Genomic DNA, 11,319 nt, shown 5'->3' with positions numbered 1-11,319 from the left:
TAAGGTGGTTATAGCAATGGGGCTCACCTCTTACCATTCCGAACAGAGAAGTTAAGCCCATTAGCGCCGATGATACTACATTCGTGGGAAAGTAGGTCGCCGCCTTCTTCTAAAGACTCAATCAATTATTTGGTTGAGTCTTTTTTTTGATCTAAAGTCAACGCAACTTCCCCACGAATGAAACCGTGGTAATCAGTGTCCTTAAAATTGTATACTAAAAATTACAATTTTAAGGACACTGACTGGTTTATGAGACTTAATCCCAACTTCTTCCGAACACTAATACCCGATATAAAAAAGAATCCAAAAACTTTTTTATAAAGTAAACTCAACAAAGTACTTTTAGCGTTTAACCTTTCTAAGCCGACTTTTTAAGTATTGATTACCTCTAGATCAGATCATGGACTAAACTAAGGCGTTGTTTGGTTTAGCTAGAAATGCAGTTAGAAAAGCTATTTCAAAACTTTGCATTACTTTTAGTTACATCTTCTAACCAAAACAAGTAACCAATGAGTAATCAAAAATCACGGAGGAGTTTTCTTAAAAATTCGACACTGGCGGGAGTTGGTATTGCTGTTTCGCCTAATATTTCATTGGCTTCAATTCCTTCAACTAATAAACAAAAATTAAAACTAGGACTTATAGGAGTAGGGCTTAGAGGAACCAACCACCTTCAGAATGCATTGCAAAGAGATGATGTTTTAATTACTGCTATATGCGATATCGATCAGACCAGAATTGAAATTGGACTTAAGGAGATAGTAAATGCGAAACAAGAAAAACCTATAATTTTCGGTAAGAATGATCTCGACTATCGTAATCTTTTAGAATTAACCAATGTTGATGCAGTTATTATTTCAACACCTTGGTTGTGGCATGCTAGAATGGCAAAGGACGCTATGAGAGCAGGCAAATATGTGGGAGTAGAAGTATCTGCGGCTAATACAATGGAAGAATGTTGGGATCTTGTCAATATTCATGAGGATACAGGGACACATTTAATGATACTCGAAAATGTGAATTACCGCCGAGATATTTTGGCTGTGCTAAATATGGTTAAGCAAGATGTTTTTGGGGAGTTGGTACATTTTAGATGTGGATATCAGCATGATCTTCGTTTCGTAAAGCTGAACGATGGAAAATCAGCCTACGGTAAGGGTGTAGAATTCGGTGAAAAAGGAATCTCTGAATCTAAATGGCGCACACAGCATTCGGTATCTAGAAATGCAGATGTATACCCTACGCATGGAGTGGGTCCAATCGCAACCATGTGCAATATTAACAGGGGAAACCGGTTTTCGTCAATTACTTCAAATGCAACTAAGAGTATTGGTTTACACAATTATATTGTAAAGCATGGAGGCAGAGATCATCCAAATGCTAAGATTAAGTTCAAGCAGGGCGATGTTATTACATCGACTATTGAAACTACCAATGGTGAAACTATTATTGTTACTCATGATTGTAACTTACCAAGACCATATTCACTTGGGTTTAGAGTACAAGGCAGCAATGGTTTATGGGAAGTTGATGGCAATCGCATTTATATCGAAGGAAAGTCTAAACCTCATAAATGGGATGATGCAGACTCATGGCTTAAAAAATATGATCACCCACTTTGGGAAAAGTATGGCGAATATGCCGAAGGATCTGGTCATGGAGGTATGGATTTTTTTGTTTTAAATGCCTTTGTAGAATGTGCAAAACAAAATATAGCTCCCCCGCTTGATGTTTATGATGCAGCAGCTTGGAGTGCAATTACTCCACTTTCCGAATTATCGATTGAGAACAATGGAGAGCCCCAGAATTTCCCAGATTTCACACGCGGTATGTGGATTAAAAGAAAGCCATACGATTGGCTAAAAGATACTTATTAATAGATTCGAAATAGACAAGTGAGAAATAACGTTGATGAAATAATAGTAGAAGCTCCTGGACGAATTTGTTTATTCGGTGACCATCAAGATTATTTGGGTTTACCGGTAATCGCTTGTGCAATAGATAGATATATTACTTTAAAGGCAACTAAGAATACTACCAATATCTTTAAGATATCAATGCCTGATATTGATGAAAGGAGAACAATAGCTATTAATGAAACTTTTTCAGACATAGAAGCTGGAGATTATTTTGTTTCTTCTTTAAAAGTACTAAGGAGCAAAGGTTGCATACCATCCCATGGTTATGATGTTTTAATTACTAGTAATCTTGCGATTAATGCTGGTTTGTCAAGCTCATCCGCAGTAATTGTTGCTTGGGTAAAATTTTTACTAACTGCTTTCGGAAGCGAACATCCAATTAACAATGAGTTTATTGGAGAAATGGCATATCAAGCAGAAGTTGTGGAACACAACGCCCCTGGCGGCTATATGGATCAGTATACTATAGCAAATGGAGAAGTGCTATTTATTGAAACAGGTAAAAGCACCAATTTCCAGAAAATCGCAAATACTGTCCAGTATTTGGTAATTGGTGAATCTGGTGTAAAGAAAGATACTCTTAAAACTCTAAGTAATTTGAAAGAAAAGGCTATGATGGCTATACATTTAGTGGAAAAAGAGAATCCAAATTTCACAATACGCTCGTCAAATTTGGCTGACTACGAGTTATATCAAGAATTGCTACCAGATGATATAAAGCCTATTTTTCTTGCTGCTCTTAAAAACTATCACTTGACTATAAAAGCATTAATGGAATTCAATAGTGTTAGGCCTAGTGTCCATAAATTGGGTGTTTTAATGAATGAACATCATAGTATGTTAAAAGATAAATTACATATTACAGTTCCAATTATTGATGAAATGATTACTGGGGCTTTAGATGCTGGGGCCTATGGTGCGAAAATTGTGGGTTCTGGAGGTGGTGGTTGTATTGTCGCAATGACCCCTGAGGATAAGCAGCAGTTTGTCATTAATGCCATGTATAAAGCTGGAGCTAAAAAGGCTTATACAGTAGAAGTAAGCGAAGGTGTTAAATTGCTATCACAAAATGGACGACAATAAGCTAATTATTCTGGCTGCTGGAGCTTCATCCAGAATGAAAAATTCCAAAGATGATGTTTTAGATTCGAAAACATTACTGCAAGCGAATCAGAGGACAAAAGGACTAATAGATATAGATAATGCAGGACGACCGTTATTGGATTTTCTGTTATACAACGCAAAAAAGGCTGGTTACACTAACATTTTCATCGTTATTAATGCGAAGGATGAATTAATCAAGAAACATTATGGTAGTAAATTAAAAGGTAATAGTTTTAATGGACTTACTATTAGTTATGCCATTCAACATATTCCGCCCGATCGTACAAAACCTCTTGGTACTGCAGATGCCGTTGCTCAAACGCTTCAACAATATCCAGAATTACAAAAGCAGTACTTCACAGTTTGTAATAGTGATAATTTATATTCGGAAAATGCTTTTAAACAGTTAATAGAGGTAAACGAAAAAAGCGCCTTTATAGCCTATAACCGAGGCACTTTGCAGTTTAAGTCAAATAGGATTAATCAATTTGCTTTAGTGGCGTTAGATCAAGATAATTATTTGCAGGATATTATTGAAAAGCCTTTAGAAAATGACAATGTAAAATATGAAGATTCACAAGGTGTTTTAAGAGTAAGCATGAATATTTTTAAATTCTACGGGCCATTATCCTCACATTATTTGTTGAATTGCCCAATAAGTGAAAAACGCAAGGAGAAAGAACTGCCGACGGCCTTATTAAATATGGTAAACGACCATCAATATTCTATAATCGGAATACCAATGTCAGAGCATGTGCCTGATATGACATCAAAAGAAGATATTACAATCATGAGAGTGTATATTCAAGATAATTATCCCGATTTCAACTGGGAATAGGCTATTTTCTCGCCTAATAATTCACTATATTTAGGACTTATAATTATTATGATACTCTTTATTATTGCTTGATTATGAGCTTCAAAGCTACTTTGAGGATATTCGAAAAAGAATACCCTTTGTTAGATCTTGACTATGGTCTAAAACAACAAACTGATACCAACTACCGACCTATAAGTCGAGCTTCTGATGGTAAGTTGTATTTAAAATTTGCTTCTACAAAAGACGATACTGCCTTATATGATGCCATGTTTTCTCCAACTCAAATGGTGAAGGGTTCAATACGTGTATATAAAAGAGATGGGTTTAGTAAAAGTTTTGATATCGAGTTTGCGAACGCCTACATTATTCATTTACAAGAAGATTATAATGCAGACAGCGAACAACCTCTTTCTATGCAATTAATCATTAGTCCGCAAATACAGAGAATACGAAATACCATTTTTGAATTACCAGCCAATCCTAGTAATCCTTTTGAAAATTAAAATAATTAGCCTCTTACCTTAACCGGCAAATAAACCACCTTCTTTGTCTCATAAAACTCTTCTTCAAAATAGTCCGATAAATTGGTGATTTCCGCTTTTGGAAAATCGGCTAATTCTTCGGTTAAATCACCACCTTTTAGGTAAATAATCCCATTTCTGATATCGTGATTGTTCTTTTTGGCGATTTTTCCTTTGGTCCAACGTACGAAAGTTGGCATTGCGGCAACTGCTCTACTTACTATAAAATCAAAGGTGTTATCAATATCTTCCACACGACTATGAATAGCAGTAACATTAGTTAATCCTAATCCTTTTGAGACTTCTTGAACTACCTTAATTTTTTTACCAATAGAATCGACTAATGTAAAATGTATTTCGGGAAACATGATAGCCAGAGGTATTCCAGGAAAGCCGCCACCGGTTCCAACGTCCATTATCTTGCTCCCAGATTTGAAACTAATATATTTTGCAATTCCCAGTGAATGCAGGACGTGTCGCAGGTATAATTCATCGATGTCTTTACGGCTAACTACATTTATTTTTAAATTCCAATCTTGATATAAGTCCTTTAATTGTTCAAAATGAGAATATTGATCAACACTTAGGTTTGGAAAATATTTTTTTATTAGTGACACGGACATCGATTAATTTTTTAACAAAAATACAACGCTTCGTTTTAGTTTTAAGATACTTTTTTCACCTTGGCAGGAGTTATTATCAATATATTTGCTCAGAATTGTTATGAAACGTAAGGATTTAATCCTTCCACTATAAAAAATACCTATGAATACACAATCTCTTAGATTTTCAAGAGCTGACAAGGCTAAGTTTTTCAGGACTTTGAATAAACGTGTTAATGATTATTTTAAGGACAATAACATAAAACGTACAGGAAATTGGAAGCTCTATTTGAAATCTGCTATCATGTTTTCAATCTTTTTAGCTCCTTATTTCGTTCTACTAACGATCGACATGCCCAATTGGGCGCAATTACTACTAACCGTGGTAATGGGAGTTGGTATGGCCGGATTAGGTATGAACGTAATGCATGATGGGAATCACGGCTCATTCTCGACGAAAAAATGGGTCAACAAATTAATGGGATCCTCTATTTATATTTTAGCGGGTAATGTATATAATTGGCAGGTACAGCATAATGTCTTGCATCATACCTATACAAATATTCATGGTCATGATGAAGATTTAGAAGCAGGACGTGTTTTGCGTTTTTCAAAGCATGCCAAATGGTATAAGTATCAAAAATATCAGCACTACTATTCGGTATTGTTATATGGGTTGCTAACTTTTAACTGGGCGATCACTACCGATTTTATGCAGATGCGTCGTTACCTAAAGCGCAAGCTTTCTTACGGTGAATTACAAAGCCCAGCAAAGCAGTGGAGCGTATTGGTAATTACCAAGTTAATATACCTGACAGTATGGATTGTTTTACCTCTTATTTTTATCGATGTTGTTTGGTGGAAGGTGTTGTTAGGCTTTTTCGTAATGCATTACGTTGCTGGATTAATTTTAAGCGTCGTATTTCAGTTAGCACATGTTGTTGAAGATACTGCTATGCCATTACCAGATGAATCTGGAACGATGAAAAACACTTGGGCTATACATCAGCTATTTACTACGGCTAATTTCGGCACAAAAAATAAGATTGTAAATTGGTTTACTGGTGGTTTAAATCATCAGGTTGAACATCATATTTTTCCGCATATTAGTCACGTACATTATACGAAGATCTCTAAAATTGTAAAGGAAACGGCAAGTGAGTTTAATTTGCCGTATATCGAGTATAAAACAACCAGAAAGGCAATCATTGCTCATTTTAAACACTTGAAAGAAATGGGAATGAAACCAGCACTGGCATAACACAACAATTAAGTATTTTTTACAATGTTAGTTGAAACAAAGAATCCGCTTTCTGATAGAATTAACAGCTTACCAACTTCGCAAACATTGGCAATGGCAGCCAAAGCGAGAGAACTTCGAAATCAAGGAAAAGATATTATCGGATTGAGCTTGGGAGAACCAGACTTCAATACTCCAGATTTCATTAAGGAAGCCGCCATTAAAGCAATTAATGAGAATTACAATTCCTATACCCCTGTTGACGGATATGCGGAGTTAAAAGAGGCTATTTGTCTTAAGTTTAAGAGAGATAATAAGTTAGAATATAAACCTGCACAAATTGTTGTAAGTACAGGGGCAAAACAATCTATAGCAAATATTGCAGAGGTGTTGTTGAATCCTGGTGATGATGTACTACTACCAGCCCCATATTGGGTAAGTTATTCGGCAATTGCAACCCTTGCAGAGGCTAATTTTATTGAAATACCAAGTACGATCGAGAATGATTTTAAGATTACTCCTGAGCAACTAGAAGCTGCGATCACTCCACGTACGAAGATGATTTTTTTCAACTCACCAAATAATCCTAGCGGAAGTGTTTATAGTGAGGATGAATACAGGGCTTTGGCAAAAGTATTAGAGAGGCATCCAGATATTTTTATTCTGTCTGATGAGATTTATGAGCATATCAATTATGGACATCCTAGTTTTAGTTTTGCCAGAATTCCTGAAATGTATGATCGTACGATTACTGTTAATGGTGTTGCTAAGGCATTCGCTATGACTGGTTGGAGAATAGGTTACATTGGGGCTCCTGAATGGATTGCAAAAGCTTGTACAAAAATGCAAGGCCAAATTACTTCGGGTGCCAACTGTATTGCACAGCGCGCTACAATTACGGCCGTTAGCGAACCTGTGAGTCGCATTCAATATATGGTTGACGAGTTTAGAAGTCGCCGTGATATGGTATTACAATTACTTGGAGAAATTCCTGGATTTAAGATCAATGAACCTGAAGGGGCTTTTTATGTCTTTCCTGATATTTCATATTACTTTGGCAAAACACTTAAAGGACATCAGATTAATAATGCGTCGGACTTTGCTATGTTTATTTTAGAAGAAGCAAATGTGGCAACAGTTACGGGTGATGCGTTCGGTGCACCTAATAATATTCGCATTTCGTATGCTGCGTCAGTAGATAATCTAAAAGAAGCGATTAAAAGAATCAAAGATTCGGTAAGTTAATTAGACCTTGCTCTTACTAGAAATTTTAAACGCTCTCTAAACGGGGACGTTTTTGTTTATCTATTTCTCCAAAAAACGGGCGTCAGAAGGATTAATACCGTAAATAGTTCGAGTCTTCCTAAAAGCATCAAAAATGCACACCACCATTTTCCAGCAGTGGGTAATACGCTATAATTATTTACTGGGCCTAGTTCGCCAAATGCTGGACCTACATTACCAAGTGATGAAGCGGCACCGCCGATGGAGGTTTCAAAATCTAATCCCATTGCACCCAATACTAATGCTCCGACAATGAACAGCAACATATACAGAATAAAAAAGCCTAGGATGTTGTATACAATCTCTTGTGAAACACTTTTGCCATTATAGCGCACAGGAATAATCGCATTAGGATGCAGGGTTCGCTTAAATTCTAATAATCCGTTCTTGATCATTAGCATATGTCGAACAACTTTTACACCACCCGCTGTAGATCCAGCAGAACCTCCTAAGAACATTAATCCGAAAAAGAATACGGTTAAAAAGGGGGTCCATAAGGTATAATTAGCTGTAACAAATCCGGTAGTGGTAACAATGGCCAATACTTGAAATAATCCATGTCTAAAAGCGCTTTCTCCTTCGCCGTTTATCAAAGGATGATTAACACTAGAAGCTGTAATATCCGCATTAAAATAAATAACCAAAGACGCTACCACGGTTGATATGCCGATAAAGAGAAAGTAAAATTTAAATTCTTGATCCTTTAATATTTTTTGAATTTTACCTTTGAATGCAAAGTAACTAAGTACAAAATTAGTACCCGCCAAAAACATAAAAACCATAATAATATACTGTATCACAGGTCTATCATTCCAGTTAGCAATACTTGTATTTTTGGTCGAAAACCCTCCTGTGCTTAGCGTACTCATGGCATGATTAATGGCATCAAAAAAGCTCATGCCAGCAACTTGAAGTAAAATAGTTTCAGCCGCAGTATATCCTACATAAATTAGCCAAAGTCTCTTGGCGGTATCTGTAATTCTAGGGTGGAGTTTATCACCACCAGGGCCTGGAGCTTCGGCAGCAAACAACTGCATACCACCAATTCCTAAAAGTGGTAAAATTGCAATAGCTAGTACGATAATTCCCATTCCACCAATCCAGTGGGTCATACTTCGCCAAAATAAGATTCCTTCTGGTAGTGATTCAATATCGTTTAATATTGAGGCCCCTGTGGTGGTATATCCAGATATGGTTTCAAAAAAAGCTTCTGTAAATCCAGGAATCGCATCAGTAAAAATGTAGGGGAATGTACCTGAAAGAGACATAAAGATCCACCCGAATGTAACGACAATATACCCTTCCCGTTTTTTAATCTCTTTTTTGTGATCTCGAGTAGTAAACATTAATAAAACTCCAGCAAATAAAGTTGCCAGACCAGCTAGAGTGATCTCTAGCGTCACACCATCCTTATATATGCGACTAATAATAGCTGCCACTAACATAAAACCACCATTGCATAACAATAGTAGCCCCATTAAATGAAATATGATCTTGTAGTTAAGCCTTTTCATGCAGTCTTAAAAAAACATGTTTTCGACCTTTTTAATCGATCGTGGTAAGCAGCATACAACAACTTTGTCGCCTACTTGAATAATAAAATCACCTAAAGCGATTATTCCTTCGTCATTTCTAACAACCCCGCCTATAATAGCCGACCTTGGAAATTCCAAATCTTTTATTTTTTTGCCTGTAATTTTAGAACCCGGCGTAACTATAAATTCCAAAATTTCGGCATTCATATTGTTTAATTTAGTCAATGCGACCACTTCTCCTCGTCTAATATGTCTGAATATATTATTCGCTGCAAGTAGTTTTTTATTGATTAGGGTATCAATACCAATAGAATGTGAAAGCTGGAAATAATCCATATTTTCTACCAGCGCAATCGTTTTTTTTATGTTACGTGACTTCGCTACTAAGCAAGACATAATATTGGTCTCTGAGTTCCCAGTAACAGAAATAAACGCATCCATTTCATCTATATCTTCTTCATCAAGCAACTCTACATTTCGACCATCACCATTAATAATTAATGCATTGGGGAGATCTTCTGCGATATCAATTGCTTTTGTTTTATTCTTTTCTATTAGCTTAACATTAAATCGATTTCCGCAAAGATCTCTGGCAGTTTTATAGCCTACTTTACTACCACCTAAAATCATCACATTTTTAATTTCCTCTTTCTCACGACCAGTTAGTTTGTAAAGCTGATCCACTCCATTTTTGATAGTTATAAAATATGCGTGATCACCTTCTTTAAAATGTGTGTCTCCTCGGGGAATTAAAGTATACTGTGTTCCTTTGCGCTGCAATGCAATGGGCATAAAAGCGAAATCAGGGAAAATATTGGCAACTTCTTTGACAGATTTACCAATGAAGGGAGCTCCTTTTTTCAAAGTGGTGCCCACCATAGTTAATGCTCCATCTTCAAACTCATAAGTATCACTAAAGCCAGCTTGTTCCAATAATAATTGAATTTCGTCCGCTGCTAGCTCTTCGGGAGAAATTAGCTCATCAATTCCTAAGCTAGTAAACTTTAAATTGTCTTTATGTTCTATGAATTCGGTATTCGAAATACGAGCGATGGTACGTTTGCAGCCTAATTGTTTTGCCAATAAACAAATCGTAATATTTGATGTTTCTGAAGCTGTTACCGCAATCATCAAATCCGACGCGCCTATTTGTGCTTCGTTTAGAATATTGATTGATGTAGCATCACCTTTAATGACCTTGATATCCAAATGGGTATCAGCATAGGTCAAACTTTCTTTATCCTGATCGATCAGGGTTATATTTTGCGACTCAAATGAGAGAAGTTTGGCTAAATGGAAACCAACCTCACCTGCACCGGCTATAATAATTTTCATTTACAGTGTAGTTATAAACAGTTGTTTAGGGGGTGTAAAAGCATAGTACTTTTGGAACGGTTAGTTTAAGATCCTTTACCATATTCAACATAGAAAGAAGTACAAATATACGCTAAAAAACAGTTTTGCTATCGAGAATCCGTTGTAAGGTGGTGTTTTACACTTTAATGTGATTAGGTTTTAAGTGAATGCCCAAATTACAGCGTATATTTGCAAAAAATTGCGAATGTCTAAACCTATTACTCCATATAATCATTCTGATAGCAGTAAAAAAGAGCAAGTAACTGAGATGTTTGATACCATTTCTACCAAATACGATGGTTTAAATCGTGTTATTTCTTTTGGTATTGATGTAAAATGGCGTAAAAAAGTAGTTGCCTTAGTTAAGGAAACAAAGCCAGAAAGTGTATTAGATATTGCAACTGGTACCGGTGATCTTATTATCAGTATGGCTGAAACCGGTGCAACTAAATTGGTTGGTTTAGACATTTCTCCGGGAATGCTAGAAGTTGGTAAGCAAAAAATTGCTACACAAGGATTGAGCGATAAAATAGACATGATTATTGGCGATAGCGAACAAATGCCGTTTGATGATAATAGTTTTGAAGCAATAACTGTTGCTTTTGGGGTTCGTAATTTTGAAAATTTAGAAAAAGGACTCGCTGAGATTTTACGAGTATTAAAACCGAAAGGACGATTGGTAATCCTAGAAACATCGGTGCCCACTAAAACACCATATAAGCAAGGGTTTTATTTGCATTCAAAATTGATCTTGCCTACAGTAGGAAAGTTGTTTTCTAAAGATAAAACGGCTTATACATATCTATCAAAATCAGCTGCTGCTTTTCCTCATGGGAAAGCTTTCAACAATATTTTGGAAAAAATTGGGTTTATAGCTATTGAAAATAAGCCACAAACATTTGGTGTTGCCACCATTTATACTGCTTCAAAATAGCCTT

The 11,319-nt window shown here is 36.1% G+C and carries 10 protein-coding genes and 1 rRNA gene; 8 read left to right on the top strand and 3 right to left on the bottom strand.

What is annotated here, in order from left to right:
- The 5 genes from rrf to tssD all read left to right on the top strand — a co-directional run bounded on the left by rrf (nt 1) and on the right by tssD (nt 4,346).
- A 5S ribosomal RNA gene (gene rrf, locus GWK10_RS15775) occupies nt 1-108 on the top strand.
- 401 nt (nt 109-509) lie between these two features.
- Nucleotides 510-1,877: a Gfo/Idh/MocA family protein gene (locus tag GWK10_RS15770; RefSeq protein WP_164033353.1), complete on the top strand. Its 1,368-nt coding sequence runs from the start codon at nt 510-512 to the stop codon at nt 1,875-1,877.
- Nucleotides 1,878-1,895: 18 nt separating this feature from the next.
- Nucleotides 1,896-3,002 carry a mevalonate kinase family protein gene (locus tag GWK10_RS15765; RefSeq protein WP_164033352.1) on the top strand — a complete coding sequence of 369 codons (1,107 nt, stop codon included), beginning with the start codon at nt 1,896-1,898 and terminating at the stop codon, nt 3,000-3,002.
- A complete protein-coding gene (locus tag GWK10_RS15760) occupies nt 2,989-3,861 on the top strand; it encodes a sugar phosphate nucleotidyltransferase (protein WP_164033351.1) in 873 nt (290 codons plus the stop codon). Before GWK10_RS15765 ends, GWK10_RS15760 begins: the two co-directional genes overlap by 14 nt.
- 74 nt (nt 3,862-3,935) lie before the next feature.
- A complete protein-coding gene (gene tssD / locus GWK10_RS15755; RefSeq protein WP_164033350.1) occupies nt 3,936-4,346 on the top strand; it encodes a type VI secretion system tube protein TssD in 411 nt (136 codons plus the stop codon).
- A gap of 5 nt (nt 4,347-4,351) precedes the next feature.
- On the opposite strand, the gene rsmG is transcribed toward tssD, so the two are convergent.
- Nucleotides 4,352-4,987, bottom strand: a complete 636-nt coding sequence (gene rsmG / locus GWK10_RS15750) for a 16S rRNA (guanine(527)-N(7))-methyltransferase RsmG (protein ID WP_204263154.1) — start codon at nt 4,985-4,987, stop codon at nt 4,352-4,354.
- Nucleotides 4,988-5,129: 142 nt separating this feature from the next.
- On the opposite strand from rsmG, the gene GWK10_RS15745 reads away from it, so the two are divergent.
- Nucleotides 5,130-6,227 (top strand): fatty acid desaturase family protein, encoded by a 1,098-nt coding sequence (locus GWK10_RS15745; protein ID WP_164033349.1) that lies wholly within the window; start codon nt 5,130-5,132, stop codon nt 6,225-6,227.
- A gap of 93 nt (nt 6,228-6,320) precedes the next feature.
- A complete protein-coding gene (locus GWK10_RS15740) occupies nt 6,321-7,451 on the top strand; it encodes a pyridoxal phosphate-dependent aminotransferase (RefSeq protein ID WP_164033365.1) in 1,131 nt (376 codons plus the stop codon).
- 56 nt (nt 7,452-7,507) lie between these two features.
- Here GWK10_RS15740 and GWK10_RS15735 read toward each other — a convergent pair whose 3' ends face one another.
- The gene (locus GWK10_RS15735; RefSeq protein ID WP_164033348.1) at nt 7,508-9,004 is read right to left on the bottom strand and encodes a TrkH family potassium uptake protein; all 1,497 of its coding nucleotides are present in this window, start codon (nt 9,002-9,004) and stop codon (nt 7,508-7,510) included.
- Between the two features lie 6 nt (nt 9,005-9,010).
- Nucleotides 9,011-10,360 (bottom strand): Trk system potassium transporter TrkA, encoded by a 1,350-nt coding sequence (gene trkA / locus GWK10_RS15730; RefSeq protein WP_164033347.1) that lies wholly within the window; start codon nt 10,358-10,360, stop codon nt 9,011-9,013.
- A 226-nt stretch (nt 10,361-10,586) separates the two neighbouring features.
- On the opposite strand from trkA, the gene ubiE reads away from it, so the two are divergent.
- Nucleotides 10,587-11,315 carry a bifunctional demethylmenaquinone methyltransferase/2-methoxy-6-polyprenyl-1,4-benzoquinol methylase UbiE gene (gene ubiE, locus GWK10_RS15725; protein ID WP_164033346.1) on the top strand — a complete coding sequence of 243 codons (729 nt, stop codon included), beginning with the start codon at nt 10,587-10,589 and terminating at the stop codon, nt 11,313-11,315.
- Nucleotides 11,316-11,319: the final 4 nt, after the last annotated feature.

Origin of the sequence: Spongiivirga citrea (assembly GCF_010671565.1) — a bacterium.
Classification (GTDB): domain Bacteria; phylum Bacteroidota; class Bacteroidia; order Flavobacteriales; family Flavobacteriaceae; genus Spongiivirga; species Spongiivirga citrea.
Note: the sequence above shows the minus strand (reverse complement) of the source record. Positions and strands in the feature narration are given on the sequence as shown.

Bases quoted from the DNA above. Each gene is read 5' to 3' on its own strand.
- tssD (WP_164033350.1), top strand. From the start codon at position 3,936: ATGAGCTTCAAAGCTACTTTGAGGATATTCGAAAAAGAATACCCTTTG.
- GWK10_RS15735 (WP_164033348.1), bottom strand. From the start codon at position 9,004: ATGAAAAGGCTTAACTACAAGATCATATTTCATTTAATGGGGCTACTA.
- ubiE (WP_164033346.1), top strand. From the start codon at position 10,587: ATGTCTAAACCTATTACTCCATATAATCATTCTGATAGCAGTAAAAAA.
- GWK10_RS15760 (WP_164033351.1), top strand. From the start codon at position 2,989: ATGGACGACAATAAGCTAATTATTCTGGCTGCTGGAGCTTCATCCAGA.
- GWK10_RS15740 (WP_164033365.1), top strand. From the start codon at position 6,321: ATGGCAGCCAAAGCGAGAGAACTTCGAAATCAAGGAAAAGATATTATC.
- rsmG (WP_204263154.1), bottom strand. From the start codon at position 4,987: ATGTCCGTGTCACTAATAAAAAAATATTTTCCAAACCTAAGTGTTGAT.
- GWK10_RS15770 (WP_164033353.1), top strand. From the start codon at position 510: ATGAGTAATCAAAAATCACGGAGGAGTTTTCTTAAAAATTCGACACTG.
- trkA (WP_164033347.1), bottom strand. From the start codon at position 10,360: ATGAAAATTATTATAGCCGGTGCAGGTGAGGTTGGTTTCCATTTAGCC.
- GWK10_RS15745 (WP_164033349.1), top strand. From the start codon at position 5,130: ATGAATACACAATCTCTTAGATTTTCAAGAGCTGACAAGGCTAAGTTT.